Annotated in this window: 14 protein-coding genes; 5 read left to right on the forward strand and 9 right to left on the reverse strand. The window is 64.7% G+C overall.

The window, feature by feature from the left end; all coding sequences use genetic code 11:
• Positions 1-25: 25 nt before the first annotated feature.
• Positions 26-913 carry a LysR family transcriptional regulator gene (locus AC07R1_RS22805; RefSeq protein WP_011058672.1) on the reverse strand — a complete coding sequence of 296 codons (888 nt, stop codon included), beginning with the start codon at positions 911-913 and terminating at the stop codon, positions 26-28.
• 136 nt (positions 914-1,049) lie between these two features.
• Between AC07R1_RS22805 and lysM the strand changes: the two genes are divergently transcribed.
• The gene (gene lysM, locus AC07R1_RS22810; protein WP_011058673.1) at positions 1,050-1,490 is read left to right on the forward strand and encodes a peptidoglycan-binding protein LysM; all 441 of its coding nucleotides are present in this window, start codon (positions 1,050-1,052) and stop codon (positions 1,488-1,490) included.
• A 68-nt stretch (positions 1,491-1,558) separates the two neighbouring features.
• Here the strand turns inward: lysM and yrfG are convergent, their stop codons facing one another.
• On the reverse strand, positions 1,559-2,221 hold the full coding sequence (gene yrfG / locus AC07R1_RS22815; protein ID WP_011058674.1) for a GMP/IMP nucleotidase: 663 nt from the start codon (positions 2,219-2,221) through the stop codon (positions 1,559-1,561).
• A 224-nt stretch (positions 2,222-2,445) separates the two neighbouring features.
• Between yrfG and nudE the strand changes: the two genes are divergently transcribed.
• Positions 2,446-3,012: an ADP compounds hydrolase NudE gene (gene nudE / locus AC07R1_RS22820; RefSeq protein WP_011058675.1), complete on the forward strand. Its 567-nt coding sequence runs from the start codon at positions 2,446-2,448 to the stop codon at positions 3,010-3,012.
• Positions 3,013-3,023: 11 nt separating this feature from the next.
• Positions 3,024-3,851: a 3'(2'),5'-bisphosphate nucleotidase CysQ gene (gene cysQ / locus AC07R1_RS22825; RefSeq protein WP_495110963.1), complete on the forward strand. Its 828-nt coding sequence runs from the start codon at positions 3,024-3,026 to the stop codon at positions 3,849-3,851.
• Positions 3,852-3,992: 141 nt separating this feature from the next.
• Here cysQ and AC07R1_RS22830 read toward each other — a convergent pair whose 3' ends face one another.
• The 7 genes from AC07R1_RS22830 to rfbB all read right to left on the reverse strand — a co-directional run bounded on the left by AC07R1_RS22830 (position 3,993) and on the right by rfbB (position 11,184).
• A complete protein-coding gene (locus AC07R1_RS22830; protein WP_011058677.1) occupies positions 3,993-4,448 on the reverse strand; it encodes a YiiD C-terminal domain-containing protein in 456 nt (151 codons plus the stop codon).
• Between the two features lie 37 nt (positions 4,449-4,485).
• Positions 4,486-5,892, reverse strand: a complete 1,407-nt coding sequence (locus AC07R1_RS22835; RefSeq protein WP_495110964.1) for a sigma-54-dependent transcriptional regulator — start codon at positions 5,890-5,892, stop codon at positions 4,486-4,488.
• Between the two features lie 74 nt (positions 5,893-5,966).
• Entirely contained in the window at positions 5,967-7,775 is a 1,809-nt protein-coding gene (locus AC07R1_RS22840; protein ID WP_011058679.1) for a sensor histidine kinase, read from the reverse strand.
• A gap of 34 nt (positions 7,776-7,809) precedes the next feature.
• On the reverse strand, positions 7,810-8,691 hold the full coding sequence (gene rfbD / locus AC07R1_RS22845) for a dTDP-4-dehydrorhamnose reductase (protein ID WP_495110965.1): 882 nt from the start codon (positions 8,689-8,691) through the stop codon (positions 7,810-7,812).
• Positions 8,688-9,233: a dTDP-4-dehydrorhamnose 3,5-epimerase gene (gene rfbC / locus AC07R1_RS22850; RefSeq protein ID WP_220223547.1), complete on the reverse strand. Its 546-nt coding sequence runs from the start codon at positions 9,231-9,233 to the stop codon at positions 8,688-8,690. The genes rfbD and rfbC overlap by 4 nt, the downstream gene beginning before the upstream one ends.
• A complete protein-coding gene (gene rfbA / locus AC07R1_RS22855; protein WP_183000643.1) occupies positions 9,230-10,105 on the reverse strand; it encodes a glucose-1-phosphate thymidylyltransferase RfbA in 876 nt (291 codons plus the stop codon). Before rfbA ends, rfbC begins: the two co-directional genes overlap by 4 nt.
• Positions 10,102-11,184, reverse strand: coding sequence for a dTDP-glucose 4,6-dehydratase (gene rfbB, locus AC07R1_RS22860; RefSeq protein WP_072452130.1), 1,083 nt, complete (start codon positions 11,182-11,184; stop codon positions 10,102-10,104). The genes rfbA and rfbB overlap by 4 nt, the downstream gene beginning before the upstream one ends.
• A 239-nt stretch (positions 11,185-11,423) precedes the next feature.
• On the opposite strand from rfbB, the gene AC07R1_RS22865 reads away from it, so the two are divergent.
• Positions 11,424-14,342 (forward strand): aminotransferase, encoded by a 2,919-nt coding sequence (locus AC07R1_RS22865; protein ID WP_495110966.1) that lies wholly within the window; start codon positions 11,424-11,426, stop codon positions 14,340-14,342.
• A gap of 265 nt (positions 14,343-14,607) precedes the next feature.
• Positions 14,608-15,486, forward strand: a complete 879-nt coding sequence (gene aguB, locus AC07R1_RS22870) for an N-carbamoylputrescine amidase (RefSeq protein ID WP_011058685.1) — start codon at positions 14,608-14,610, stop codon at positions 15,484-15,486.
• Positions 15,487-15,491: the final 5 nt, after the last annotated feature.

Consider the following 15,491-nt stretch of genomic DNA (forward strand, 5'->3'; position numbering starts at 1 on the left):
CTGATCTATTGATAGATGGCGTCGATCAAGAATCGCCGAAGGATTGCTGGTAGAGGGCGAAGCAGGCTTGCGCCAGGGCCGAGCGCGGCGCGCTGCGGCGCATGATCAGGCCCAGGCGGGCCAGGGTCTGGGCATCGGCGATGGGTTGCAGGCGCAGGTGCTCGGTGAGGGTTTCCAGGCCGCTGTCCAGAGGCATCACGGCGCAGCACAGGCCGCCATGGACCATCTGCACCAGCTGATGGACGGCGTCGGTCTGCAGCACCGGCTGCGGTTGCAGGCCGCGGATGTGGAAGTTGTGGTCGATGGACTGGCGAAAGTGCATGCCGCTGGTGAGCAGGCCCAGGGGCAGTTCGATCAGCGCCTCCCAGCTCAGGGGCTGCTCGCCGAAGCTGAAGTGCCGGTGGTCGTAGAGCAGGCCCATGTGGGTCGGTTCCAGGGGCAGGGAGTCGAAATTCTCGCTGTCCAGGCGCTCCAGGTAGGAAACCCCGAGGTCCAGGCGATTGCTGGCCAACTGTTCGAGGATCTGTTCCGAGCTCAGGGACGAGAGTTCGAAGCGCAGGTTCGGGTGCTCGGCATGCAGGCGCTGCAGCAGTGGCTGGGGATTGAAACTCGACAGCGGCACCACCCCTACGCGCAGGGTGCCCACCAGGTTGCCGCGGCAGGCGGCGGCCTCGGCCAATAGCCCGTCATGGGCGGTGAGCACGGTGCGGGCCCACGCCAGCACCCGCTCGCCGGGTGCGGTGAAGCCTTCGAAACGCTGGCCGCGCTTGACCAGCGGCAAGTCGAGCTCTTCTTCCAGGCTGCGCAGGCGCATGGAGAGGGTCGGCTGGGTGATGTGGCAGCGCGCGGCGGCTTGGCCGAAATGCCGGGTTTCGTCGAGGGCGATGAGGAATTTCAGCTGCTTGAGGTCCATCTTCGCTCCGGAGCGGCAAAAGGCCGGGATTCTACCGCGGGCCTGTGACCTTGGGTCACTGGTCGCCCGGGAACCTCATCCGGCCAGGCTGGTCTAGTCTTTCGCGTCTGGATCTATCAACCAAGGAGTGTGCGACATGAGCATTTTCAGCTTTGTGAAGGAAGCCGGTGAGAAACTGATCGACCTGTTGACCCCGGGTAACGCCAATGCCAGTGAGCAACTCAAGGAGCACATCGAAAAGGTTGGCCTGGGCAATCCCAATGTTCATGCCACGGTGGAAGGTGACAAGGTGATTGTCAGCGGTGAAGTGGCGAGCCAGGAAGAGAAGGAGAAGATCCTGCTGGCCCTGGGCAACATTTCCGGCGTCGGCAGTGTCGAGGACCAGATCACCGTGACCGGTCCGGCGGTGGTTTCTGCGGTATTCGTCACCGTGAAGAAAGGCGACACCCTGAGCGCCATCGCCAAGGTGCAGTACGGCGATGCCAACAAGTACAACAAGATCTTCGAGGCCAACAAGCCGCTGCTGTCCCACCCGGACAAGATCTACCCGGGCCAGGTGCTGCGTATTCCCGAATGATCGGTTCTCTTCGCGGGCAAGCCCGCTCCCACGGGGTTCTGTAGGAGCGAGCTTGCCCGCGAAGGGCTTCACAAGCCTTCGATCAACGCCCGGTAATCCCCCACCGCCGCGAACTCCGCGGTGTCTTTCGGCCCTCTGCGGCTGTCCGGCTGGCTCACCGCCAGCAACTGCGCCACACCAAAGTCCCGCGCACTGCGCAGGATGGGCAGGGTGTCGTCGATGAACAGGCTGCGGGCCGGGTCGAAGCGGATATCGGCCTGCAAGGCGTCCCAGAACTGTGGGCTTTCCTTGGGGAAACCATAGTCGTGTGAACTGATCAGGCGTTCGAAGTATGGCGCCAGTTCGATCCGTTCCAGCTTCAATGACAGGGAGTCGCGATGGGCGTTGGTGATCAGGATCACCCGCTTGCCGGCTTGCTTGATGGCTGCAAGAAAGGTGTCTGCGTCCGGACGCAGGGCGATCAGGTGCGCGGTTTCCAGCTTCAACTCGCGCACCGGCAGTTGCAGTTCGGCGCTCCAGAAGTCCAGGCAATACCACTGCAACTGGCCGGCGTTGCGTTCGAACAGGGGCTCCAGCTCCAGCTCGGCCATGGCCCGGCTGACCCCGTGCAGCTCGGCGTAGCGCTGGGGCAGGTGTTCCATCCAGAAATGGTTGTCGTAGTGCAGGTCCAGCAAGGTGCCGTCCATGTCCAGCAGGACGGTATCGATCTGGTGCCAGGGCAGTAGGGCCATCGAACACTTCTCCAGTGGTAAGAAAACAGCCGACCGGCGGGGTCGACAAGGCCAGTGGGGCAGGGAGGCCCGGTCACTAGAACGGATAGAAAGGAGCCGCCTCGAAGAGGGCGGTCACACGCAGTAAACAATAGGTTCCGCCGTGGTGCTGTGCACCGGCAATCTGCAACCCAGTCACTTTAAAACAGGCTGTATAGTAACCCGCTATCGCCAAGGAGCCCGCTATGCGCCAGAAACCCACCGTACTCGCCCGCGAGATCGTCGCCACCAGTCGTCTGTTCTGTGTCGAAGAGGTGCAGTTGCGGTTTTCCAATGGCGTCGAACGTACCTATGAGCGCCTGGTGGGCAAGGGCGCCGGCTATGGCGCGGTGATGATCGTGGCAATGCTCGACGCCGAGCATGCAGTGTTGGTGGAGGAATACTGCGGCGGCACCGACGCCTACGAGCTGTCGTTGCCCAAGGGCCTGATCGAGCCGGGGGAGGATGTGCTGGCAGCGGCCGAGCGCGAGCTCAAGGAAGAGGCCGGGTTTGGCGCGCGGCAACTGGAGCACCTGACCGAGCTGTCGCTGTCCCCGGGCTACATGAGCCAGAAGATCCAGGTAGTGCTGGCCACCGATCTGTATGAAGAGCGCCTGGAAGGCGACGAGCCGGAGCCGATGCGGGTCGACAAGGTCAACCTGCGCGAACTGGCGAGCCTGGCGCAGAACCCTCAGTTCAGCGAAGGCCGGGCCCTGGCTGCGCTTTACCTGACCCGCGACCTGCTGAGCCAGCGCGGGGTCTTTCAAGCATGAGCGAGACTTCAATGAATTTTCCCCACCCCTTGCTGGCGCCGGTTGCCGAGCTGGCCCTGCGTGCCGGTGAAGCGATCCTGCCGTTCTGGCGCGCCGATGTGGCGGTCAATCACAAGGCCGACGAGTCGCCGGTGACCGCCGCCGACCTGGCCGCCCATCACCTGATCGTGGCCGGCCTCACGGCCCTGGACCCGAGCATCCCGGTGCTGTCCGAAGAGGATGCGGACATTCCCCAGGCCACCCGCGCCAGCTGGCAGCGCTGGTGGCTGGTGGACCCGCTGGACGGCACCAAGGAATTCATTTCCGGCAGTGAAGAATTCACCGTCAATATCGCCCTGATCGAGCAGGGGCGGGTGGTGTTCGGCGTGGTGTCGATGCCCACCAGTGGCCGCTGCTACCTGGGAGGCGCAGGCCTTGGGGCCTGGCGCGTGGATCGCGAGCAGGCACCGCAGGCGATCCAGGTGCGTGAGCAACCGGGGGCCGGCGAGGCGTTTACCGTGGTGGCCAGCCGCCGGCATTCGAGCCCGGAGCAGGAACGTCTGCTCAGTGGTTTGAGCGCCGCCCTGGGTGAATTGCAACTGGCCAATATCGGCAGTTCGCTGAAGTTCTGCCTGCTGGCCGAAGGCGCGGCGGACTGCTATCCGCGCCTGGCGCCCACCTCGCAGTGGGACACCGCGGCGGCCCAGGGCGTGCTCGAAGGTGCGGGCGGCGAGGTGCTGGATCTCAGCGGTGCGCCGTTCTGCTATCCACCTCGGGAGTCGTTGCTCAACGGCTTCTTCCTGGCCCTGCCGGCCAAGGCGCCCTGGCGCGCCAAGTTGCTGGAACTGGCCCGCTCCTGATCACCTCGCGGCGACTTGCCGCTGCCACCCTAGTGCAGGAGCCGGCTTGCCGGCGACGGGGCCCTTGGGCCCTGTGCAACCATTTCCGGCCTCTTCGCTGGCAAGCCAGCTCCTACAGATTTGAGCCGGGTCGCAAACGGGTTAGCGGTGCAGGACGTACTGGCCGGTAAAACGCACGGCGTCTTCTGCGCTGCCGGCATTGACGACCCGGGTGTGCAAGGTCAGCCGGGCACGGCCGTAGCGCTGATACATGGCGAGGAATTTGTTCCAGACCTTGTCATCCGGTGCGGCGCAGATCGCCACGGCGTCGCCGGTCACCGGCAGCGGGTAACTGATCTGGCCTTCCTGGATGACGATATGCCCGTCATCGATGCCCTGTTCCTTGAGCCGCAGGTGCAGCCAGCCCCAACCGGCGAGCACCGCACCGCAGTACAGGCTGCCGCCGAACATGGTGCTCTTGTGGTTGACGTTGGCCTCCAGGGGCAAGTGCAGGCGCAACTCTTGCCCCTGCCAGTCGAGCACCTGCAGACCCATGTCCCGTGTCAGGGGGATGTCGTGATGGAGGATGGATTCCAGGTATCGACTGTCGCGATTCATGCCGGGGCCTCAGGGGTCAAGGGAATAACGGAACGCTTCATTCTGATTCGTCGCCGGGCTGGTTGGCGCCGCCGTCGGCGAAGTTCAAACCGTGCTTGCGCAGCTTGTCGTGCAGGGTCTTGCGCGGAATCCCCAGGGCTTCGGCGAGGCTGCGCATGGAGCTATGGGGCTGGGCCATTTCAGCGGCGATCAGGGTCTTTTCGAAGTGCTCCACCTGCTCGCTCAAGCCTCCTTCGATCAGGTTCGGGGCCGCAGCCGCGGGCGTACCCGGCTCGTTGTTGTCCAGGGCCAGTTCCAGGCCCAGGGCGAAGCGTTCGGCGGCGTTCTGCAGCTCGCGCACGTTGCCCGGCCAGCTGTGGCGCAGCAGCAAGGCACGGTGTCCGGGTTGCAGTTCCTGGGGGGGCAGGCCGTGGCGGGTGCTGGCTTCGTCGGCGAAGTGCTGGAACAGCATCAGCACGTCTTCGCCACGCTCGCGTAGCGGTGGAATGCGCAGCGGCGCGACGTTCAGGCGGTAGTAGAGGTCGGCGCGAAAGCGTCCCTGGTCCGCGGCCTGGCGCAGGTCTTCCTTGGTCGCGGCGATGATGCGGATATCCAGCGGGATCAATTGATTGCCCCCCAGGCGTTCCACCACCCGCTCCTGCAGCAGGCGCAGCAGCTTGACCTGGACATCCAGGCTCATGCTTTCGATCTCATCGAGGAACAGGGTGCCGCCGTTGGCAAATTCGAACTTGCCGATGCGGCGTTTCTGCGCGCCGGTGAAGGCCCCCGGCTCGTGGCCGAACAGCTCGCTTTCCACCACCGATTCCGCCAGGGCCCCGGCGTTGATCGCCACGAACGGCCCGTTGCGCCGTCCGGAGAGATCGTGCAGGGCACGGGCCACCACTTCCTTGCCGGCGCCGGTCTCGCCGAGGATCAGCACATCGGCCCGGGTCGCCGCCAGGGCGCCGATCTGCTGGCGCAGGCGCAGCATCGGCGCTGACTGGCCTACCAGCCGTGCACTGAGTTCCTGACGGTCGCTGAGGGCCAGGCGCAGGCTGCGGTTGTCCAGCACCAGGCGCCGCCAGTCCAGGGCGCGGCGCACGCTGTCCAGCAGGGCATCGCTGGCGAAGGGCTTTTCCAGAAAGTCATAGGCGCCGGCACGCATGGCCTGCACGGCCAGGGGCACGTCGCCGTGGCCGGTGATCAGCAGCACCGGCAGTTCCGGGTCCTGGGCATGCAGCTGGTTGAGCAGCTCCAGGCCGTCCATGCCGGGCATGCGGATGTCGCTGACCACCACCCCCGGCCAATCCCGCTCCAGGCGCGGCGCCAGGCCCTGGGCTTCGGCGAGGGACAGCACCTTGAGCCCCGCCAGGTCCAGGGTCTGGCTCAGGGCCTGGCGCAGGTGGGGATCGTCGTCGATCAGCACCACTTGCAACTGAGGATCGAGGCTCTCGGGATGGCTCATCGCTCACTTTCCAGATCGTGTCGGGGCCGGGAGCGCCGGGCCGGACAGGGTTGATATCGGGTTGCCGCTCTGCTTCATACCCCGCGGTCCTCGGAGGGCTGCAGGCTGACTCCGGGGGCCCCGGCCCGCAGGCGCAGGGTGATCAGGGCCCCGCCTTCGCGGTGGTTGGCGAATGACAGTTCACCACCGAAGGCACGCATCAGGGTGTCGCAGATGGCCAGCCCCAGGCCCAGGCCCTGAGTACGGGTCTTGGTGGTGTAGAACGGCTCTCCGGCGCGACCCAGCGCTTCCATGCAGAAGCCCGGACCGTTGTCGCGAATGTACAGGTTGACGCCGGTGGCGGTGGATTCGGCACTCAGCCAGAGTTTGCGCGGTGGGCCTTTTTCGGTCAGGGCATCCAGGGCATTGGCCAGCAGGTTGCCCAGTACCTGGCGCAGGCGGGTTTCCCCGGCTTCGACCCACAGGGTGGCAGCCGGCAGGTCGCGGATCAGTTCCACTTCCATGGCCCGGCGGCGCTTGGCCAGCAGCGCCAGGGCGTCGTCCAGGGCCGGTTGCAGGGCCACGCTTTCCGGGGCGTGGTGATCGCGCCGGGCGAAGGCCCGCAGGTGGGCAATGATCGAGGCCATGCGCCCGGTCAGTTCGCTGATCAGTTTGAGGTTGCCTCGGGCGTCGTCGGTGCGCTGGTGGTCCAGCAGCACTTCGGCGTTCTCGGCATAGCTGCGGATCGCCGCCAGGGGCTGGTTGAGCTCGTGGCTGATGCTGGCCGACATGGTGCCCAGAGCCGAGAGCTTGCCGGCCTGGACCAGGTTGTCCTGGGCCCGCACCAGTTCCTGCTGGGCGGTTTCGCGCTCCAGCACTTCCTGCTTCAGGCGCCGGTTGAGGCTTTCCAGGTCGCTGGTGCGCTCGGCCACACGCATCTCCAGCTCGCGCCGCGCCTTGGCTTCGAAGGCGATCCGCTCCAGGTAGTGGCGGCGGCGCTGCATCATCAGGCCGAGCAACAGCATCAGCACCAGCAGCGCGGCGGCGCCCACGGCCACTACCGTGCGCACCGGCCGGTCGATCAGAGTGCGCGGTGCGAGGATGCTCACGGCCCAGCGGGTTTCGTCGATCTGCTGGGTCTGGGTCAGCCAGGCATTGGGGTTGAGGTTCAGCGGCCTTGGGTCGCGAGTCGGATAGGGCTGGATGGCGACGATCGCCTGGCGTTCCTCGTCGCTCAGCGGCCGGGTCGCGCGAAAGCGCCATTCCGGGCGCGAGGTGAGGATCACCACGCCATTGTGGTCGGTCATCAGCAACTGTTCCGGGGTCTTGCCCCACAGGCTTTCGGTGTGGTCCAGGTCGACCTTGACCACCAGCACGCCAAGGATCCGCTCGCCATCGCGCACCGCGGCAGCAAAGAAGTAACCGCGCTTGGCCGAGGTGGTGCCCAGGCCGAAGAAGCGCCCCAGGCGCCCGGCCATGGCCTCGCTGAAATAGGGGCGGAAGGCGAAATTGCGACCGACGAAGCTGTCGTGCTTGTCCCAGTTGGAGGCCGCCAGGGTCTTGCCGCTGGTGTCCATCAGGTACATCACCTCGGCGCCGGTCTGGGCACTGATGTTCTTCAGCAGGCGGTTGGCGTTGCCCTGGGTCACGCCATCGTCCGGGGCGCCGAGTACCGCGCGCAGTGCCGGCAGGTCGCCGAGGATCTGCGGCAGCACTTCGTAGCGGTGCAGGGTGCCCAGCAGGTTGGCCACGTACAGGTCGAGGGTCTGGCGGTTCTGGCTGGTCAGCTCGTTGCGGTAGTAGCGCTCCGCCAGATGCTCCAGCGGCCACAGCAACGGCGCCAGGCACAGTGCCAGCAAGGCCAGGCTGCGCCAGCGAGGGCGACGGGGAAGGGGTGGGGTCATGGAAAAGGCGCCTGTGGATACAGGCGCATTATGCCTAGCCCTGCTCGGCAAGACACTCGCGCAATGCGGTGTGCCAGTCCGGCTGGACCACGCCCCACTCCCGTGCCAGGCGGCTGCAGTCCAGGCGCGAGTTCAACGGCCGCGGCGCCGGTGTCGGGTAAGCGCTGGAAGGGATGGCTTCAAGGACGGCGCAGGGTTTGTCCATGGCCAGCAACTGCTCACCGATGGCCTGGGCAAAGCCGAACCAGGAAGTCTCGCCGTGGGCGGTGAGGTGATAGGTGCCCCAGGCGCCGGGCTGCCCGGCTCGCCAACGATCGATCAGCGCCCGGGTGCTGGTGGCGATGGTGCCGGCCCAGGTGGGCGCGCCGATCTGGTCGGCCACTACCCGCAGCTCGGGTTTTTCCTGCAGCAGGCGCTGCATGGTCAGCAGGAAGTTCTTGCCATGGCTGGAATAGACCCAGCTGGTGCGCAGGATCAAATGCTGGCCCTGGACCAGCCGGATCGCCCGTTCGCCAGCCAGCTTGCTCTCGCCGTAGACACTCAGCGGGTTGGGTTCGTCGTCCTCAACATAGGGCGTTTCCTTGCTGCCATCGAACACGTAGTCGGTGGAGTAGTGAATCAGCGGCACACCCAGCTCGAAGGCTTCCTGGGCGAAGATCCCGGGGGCCGTGGCGTTGATAGCAAAAGCCAGCTCCGGCTCGCTCTGGGCCTGGTCGACGGCGGTGTGGGCGGCGGCATTGATGATCAGGTCCGGGCGAATGGCGCGCACTTGCTGGCGGATCTGTTCCGGGTGGCTCAGGTCCAGTTGCTCACGACCCAGGACCACCAGCTCGCCCAGGTCGCCGAGGCGCTGCTGCAGCTCCCGGGAGAGCTGGCCGTGCTGGCCGCTGATAAGGATTTTCAGAGGAGCGTTCATGGGAACAGATCGGCCTCTTCAAGGCTTTTACCTTTCTGGTCCTTGGCCGAGAGCGTTGGCATATCCTGCAACTGCCAGTTGATCGCCAGGGTCGGATCGTCCCAGCTGATGCAACGCTCAGCAGAAGGCGTGTAGTAATCGGTGGTCTTGTAGAGAAACTCGGCAGCGTCGCTGAGTACTACGAAGCCATGGGCGAACCCTTCGGGAATCCATAGCTGGCGATTGTTATGTGCAGACAGGCGAACACTTGCCCAACGGCCAAAGTTCGGGGAGCTGCGCCGGATATCGACGGCTACGTCCAGAACCTCGCCGGCAATCACCCGGACCAGTTTTCCCTGCGGGTGCTCAATCTGGTAGTGCAGACCACGCAGGACATTCTTGACGGATCGCGAGTGATTGTCCTGTACAAAGCTCTTCTGCAAGCCGGTGGCCTCTTCAAAGGCCTTGGCATTGAAGCTCTCGTAGAAGAAGCCACGCTCGTCGCCAAAGACCTTGGGCTCGATAATCAGTACACCGGGGAGCTCTGTCTGAATGATGTTCATTGGGTTTCCCCCGCCAGAGTGAACAGGTACTGGCCATAGCCGGTCTTGCCGAAATAAGCGGCGCGCTCCAGCAGGTGCTCGCGGCTGATCCAGCGGTTCTCATAGGCGATCTCTTCCAGGCAGGCGACTTTCAGGCCTTGGCGATGCTCGATGGTCTGCACGTATTGCGAGGCCTCCAGCAGGCTGTCGTGGGTGCCGGTGTCGAGCCAGGCAAAGCCCCGGCCAAAACGCTCCACGTGCAGATCGCCACGCTTGAGGTAGGCGTTGTTGACGTCGGTGATCTCCAGTTCGCCCCGGGGCGAAGGCTTGACGTCCCTGGCAATCTGCACCACGTCATTGTCGTAGAAATACAGGCCGGTGACCGCGTAGCTGGACTTCGGCTTCTTGGGCTTTTCTTCGATGGACAGGGCACGGCCCTCGCTGTCGAAGTCGATGACCCCGAAACGCTCCGGGTCCTTGACCCAGTAGCCGAACACCGTGGCGCCGCGGGTGCGCTTGGCGGCGTCGCGCAGCTGTTCGCCGAAGTACTGGCCGTGGAAGATGTTGTCGCCCAGGATCAGGCACACCGGGTCATTGCCGATGAACTCCTCGCCAATCAGGAAGGCCTGGGCCAGGCCATCCGGCGAAGGCTGCTCGGCATAGCAAAAACGCACGCCGAACTGGCTGCCGTCACCCAGCAGGTTGCGGTATTGCGGCAGGTCCTGGGGGGTGGAGATGATCAGGATGTCCTGGATGCCGGCCAGCATCAGTACCGAGATCGGGTAGTAGATCATCGGCTTGTCGTAGATTGGCAGCAGCTGCTTGGACACACCGAGGGTGATGGGGTGCAGACGGGTGCCGGAGCCGCCCGCCAGAACAATGCCTTTGATCATGCAATCAGATCCTTGATGTCGGTGGAACCCAGGCGTTCGCCCTGGTAGCTGCCGTCTTGTACCCGGCGGCACCACTCGAGGTTTTCCAGGTACCACTGCACGGTCTTGCGCAGGCCACTGGTGAAGGTTTCTTCCGGAACCCAGCCCAGCTCGCGCTCGATCTTGCCGGCGTCGATGGCGTAGCGCAGGTCGTGGCCGGGGCGGTCCTGGACGAAGGTGATGAGGTCGGCGTAGTGAGCCACGCCTTGGGGTTTCTGCGGGGCCAGCTCTTCCAACAGGCTGCAGATGCCGCGTACCACGTCGATGTTTTTCTGTTCGTTGTGGCCGCCGATGTTGTAGGTCTCGCCGACCGCGCCTTCGGTCATCACCTTGAACAGGGCCCGGGCGTGATCCTCGACATACAGCCAGTCGCGCACCTGCAGGCCGTTGCCGTACACCGGCAGCGGCTTGCCTGCCAGGGCGTTGAGGATCACCAGCGGAATCAGCTTTTCGGGGAAGTGGAACGGGCCGTAGTTGTTGGAGCAGTTGGTGATCAGCACCGGCAGCCCATAGGTACGCTGCCAGGCGCGGACCAGGTGGTCGGATGCGGCCTTGCTGGCGGAGTAGGGCGAGCTGGGGGCGTAGGGCGTGGTTTCGGTGAACAGGTCATCGACGCCATGCAGGTCGCCATAGACTTCATCGGTGGAAATATGGTGGAAACGGAAAGCGGCTTTTTCCGCCTCGGGCAATGTGTGCCAGTAGGCGCGGGTCGCTTCCAGCAGGCTGTAGGTGCCGACGATATTGGTCTGGATGAAGTCGGACGGCCCGTCGATGGAGCGGTCGACATGGGACTCGGCAGCCAGGTGCATGATCGCGTGGGGCTGGAAGCGCGCCAGCACGGCGCTGACGGTGGCCTGGTCGACGATATCGGCCTTGACGAACTCATAGCGGCTGTTGCTGGCGATGCTGTGCAGCGATTCCAGGTTGCCTGCGTAGGTCAGTTTGTCCAGGTTCAGCACTTCGTGTTCCGTGTGCTGAAGCAGATGGCGGACCAGGGCCGAGCCGATAAAACCGGCTCCGCCGGTAACGAGAATGCGCATATTTGGGGCCTGTATCCTTGAAAACGGTCATTTGCTGCGACGAATGCAGCATAGCTTGTCGATAGGACGCCTAGGGTGCAATAGCAACAACCGCTTGATTGCTCTGCGAACTGTCGGAAATTTCGCCGGCCGAAGTTTACAGCAGGCAAGGCTCTGGTCTTGCCTGCGCGCTTTGGGGTTGCGCATTACCTTGCGCAGTGGCGATATAAGCGGCCTATAACAATTCCAGGGGTCGTTGTATGTTGCTCGCCACCTTGATCCACCGTGCCAGTCTGCCCAGCCCGCAAGTCTTAGCGCAGCAAGCGCTGGAGTTGCTGGAAAGCCACTACGGCCTGCACGGCACCCTGCACTCGCTGGGCAGCCAGCAAGACCTCAACTACCGCGTCGACAGCCCCCAGGGGCGGTTTGTCCTGAAGATCTGCCGCGGCGACTACTCGGCCCTGGAGTTGCAGGCGCAGCACGCCGGCCTCAAGCATCTGCAACAGCGCCCGGAGCTGCGAGTGCCCAGGGTCATCCCGGCGACAAACGGCGCGGACCTGCTGTCCCTGGAGATCGCCGGGCAAGCGCTGCACGTGCGCCTGCTGGACTATATAGAAGGCCGCTCCCTGACCCAGCTGCCGCACCTGGGCGGCGAGCTGGTGGCGGGCCTGGGCCGGCTGTGCGGGCAGATGGACCTGGCCCTGGCGGATTTCGAGCATCCGGGCCTGGAGCGCACCCTGCAATGGGACGCCCGGCATGCCCAGGCATTGATCGGGCATCTGCTGCCGGTCATTGCCGACCCGCAGCAACGAGCGGTGATCGCCAGCGCCGCGCAACGCGCCGAGCGCCGCCTGCATCCGCTGCTGGAGCAACTGCCGGTGCAGGCCATCCATATGGACATCACCGATGACAACGTGGTCTGGCAGCGGGATGAAGCACGGCATTGGCAGGTGCAGGGGGTGATCGATTTCGGCGACCTGATCCGCACTTGGCGCATCACCGACCTGTCGGTGACCTGCGCGGCGCTGCTGCATCACGCCGAGGGCGACCCGCTGCGCATCCTCCCGGCGATCCAGGCCTACCATCAGGTCAACCCGTTGCAACGGGCGGAGCTGCTGGCGCTCTGGCCTCTGATCGTGGCCCGGGCGGCGGTGCTGGTGCTCAGTGGCGAGCAGCAGGTCAGCATCGACCCGGGCAATGCCTACAGCCGTGCCAACCTGAGCCACGAGTGGGAGATTTTCCAGGTCGCCAACTCGGTGTCGTTCGAGTTCATGGAGGCGGCGGTTCTCACCGCTGTCGGGCACGCACTGCCTGCCATTGGCGGTGAGGGGTTCGCCCCGCTGTTGCCGAGCCTGGTGGGGCGCGAATTCGCCCTGATCGACCTGGGCGTGCTCAGCCCGCACTTCGAGGCGGGCAATTGGGAGCAGCCGGGGATCGACGATCGCCTGTTGGCCGAAGCTGGCGCCGCCCATGGCCTGGCCGCCAGCCGCTATGGACAGTACCGCCTGTCGCAGACCCGTCCCGATAGCGCCGAGGAACCCTCGACCTGCCCCTTGCATGTACAACTGCAAGTGCCGCCAGGCACCGCTGTGGAAGCGCCGTTCGCCGGGGTCCTGCACCGTGGCGAGCAAGGCCTGTTGCGCCTCGATGGCCCGACCCTGAGTGTGCACCTGTGGGGCGTCGAGCCTTCGTTGCAGCCGGGAGCGGCGCTGGTCAAGGGCCAGGTGCTGGGCGCCGTGGCGGCGGATGGTCGGCTCAAGGTGCAGCTGTGTCGCGCTGTCGAACTGGATCCGCCGCTGTTCTGTACACCGTCCCGAGCCCCGGCCTGGCAAGCCCTTTGCCCCTCGCCGGCGGCGCTGCTGGGGCTGGCCTGCGATGCCGAGCCGGAACTGGATCCGCAAACCCTGCTGGAGCGTCGTGACGCCAGTTTTGCCCGCTCGCAGAAGCACTATTACCTCGACCCGCCGCGGATCGAGCGCGGCTGGCGCAACCACTTGATCGACATGCAGGGGCGTTCCTACCTGGACATGCTCAACAACGTCGCGGTGCTGGGCCACGGTCACCCGCGCATGGCCGCTGAAGCGGCGCGGCAATGGTCGCTGCTCAACACCAACTCGCGTTTCCACTATGCGGCGATCGCCGAGTTCTCCGAGCGCCTGCTGGCCCTGGCACCGGATTCCATGGACCGGGTGTTCCTGGTCAACAGCGGCACCGAGGCCAATGACCTGGCGATCCGCCTGGCCTGGGCCTACAGCGGCGGGCGCGACATGCTCAGTGTGCTGGAGGCCTACCACGGCTGGTCGGTGGCGGCTGACGCAGTGTCCACCTCCATCGCCGACAACCCCCAGGCCCTCACCAGCCGTCCGGAGTGGGTGCACCCGGTGACCGCGCCCAACACCTATCGCGGCGAGTTCCGCGGCCAGGACAGCACCCCGCACTACCTGCGCAGCGTCGACCAGCAACTGCACAAGCTGGATGAGCAGCAACGCCAGCTGGCCGGTTTCATCTGCGAACCCGTGTATGGCAACGCCGGAGGGATTTCGCTGCCACCGGGCTACCTGCAGCAGGTCTACGAGCGGGTGCGGGCCCGGGGCGGGGTGTGCATCGCCGACGAGATCCAGGTCGGCTACGGGCGCATGGGCCAGTTCTTCTGGGGCTTCGAGGAGCAGGGCGTGACCCCGGACATCATCACCATGGCCAAGGGCATGGGCAACGGCCAGCCCCTGGGTGCGGTGATCACCCGGCGGGAAATCGCCGAAGCGCTGGAGGCCGAAGGCTATTTCTTCTCCTCGTCCGGCGGCAGCCCGGTCAGTTGCCGCATCGGCATTGCGGTGCTGGACGTGATGCAGGAGGAGAAACTCTGGGAAAACGCCCAGGTGGTCGGTGAACACTTCCGGCAGCGCCTGGAGGCGCTCAAGGAAAACCACCCGCTGGTGGGAGCGGTGCATGGTTCCGGTTTCTACCTGGGGCTGGAACTGATCCGCGATCACGCCACCCTGGAACCGGCCACCGAGGAAACCACCCTGCTGTGCGAACGCCTGCGCGAGCTGGGGATTTTCATGCAACCTACCGGCGATCACCTGAACATCCTCAAGATCAAGCCGCCGATGGTCACGACTCGCCAGAGCGTGGATTTCTTCGTCGACATGCTGGCCAAGGTGTTGAGCGAAGAGCTGTAGGCGCAGGGCTCGGCTTTGCGTTGACCTCCATTCGCCGGCCGGCTCCTGCAACGCTTGGTAGGAGCCGGCTTACCGGCGAATGCGCTTCTTGATAGTTCGATTGTTATCGGCTTTTTGTCGGTAATTTATCGTGCATAATGATTTTTCAGCTTTTAAAGTCGATATTTATCGGATATAAAGTGGCCGTATCCAGGGCCGGCCTCGCCGTGCCCGGTGCCTTGTGTCCGTTGTCATCGACCGCTTCGCCTTGCCCAGGAGTTGATCCATGAGCCGTACCGTTACCGTCGCCGCTACCCAGATGGCCTGTTCCTGGGACCTTGAGGCCAACCTCGAAACCGCTGAGAAACTGGTGCGCGAAGCCGCGGCCAAGGGGGCGCAGATCATCCTGATCCAGGAACTGTTCGAGGCGCCTTACTTCTGCCAGAAGCCCAACCCGGATTACCTGCAACTGGCCACCACGGTGGACAGCAACGCCGCCATCGCGCACTTCCAGAAAGTCGCCAGGGAGCTGCAAGTGGTGCTGCCCATCAGCTTCTACGAGCTGGCCGGGCGGGCGCGTTTCAACAGCATCGCGATCATCGATGCCGATGGCAGCAACCTCGGGATTTATCGGAAAAGCCACATCCCGGATGGCCCCGGCTACCACGAAAAGTACTACTTCAACCCGGGCGATACCGGCTTCAAGGTATGGAACACCCGCTACGCGAAGATCGGCGTGGGCATCTGCTGGGACCAGTGGTTCCCCGAGTGCGCCCGCAGCATGGCCCTGCAAGGCGCGGAAATTCTCTTCTACCCCACCGCCATCGGCAGCGAGCCCCACGACCAGACAATTTCCTCCCGCGACCACTGGCAGCGGGTGCAGCAGGGCCATGCCGGGGCCAACCTGATGCCGCTGATCGCCAGCAACCGCATCGGCAACGAAGAGCAGGACGGCTACGACATCACCTTCTACGGCTCGTCCTTCATCGCCAATCAGTTCGGCGAGAAGGTTCAGGAGCTCAACCAAACTGAAGAAGGTATCCTTGTGCACAGCTTCGACCTCGACGAGCTCGAGCACATCCGCAGCGCCTGGGGCAGTTTCCGTGACCGTCGTCCGAACCTCTATGGCGCGCTGAAAACCCTCGACGGTTCCCTGGAGTCCTGAACACT

This window comes from Pseudomonas sp. GW821-FHT07F01, from assembly GCF_059418825.1.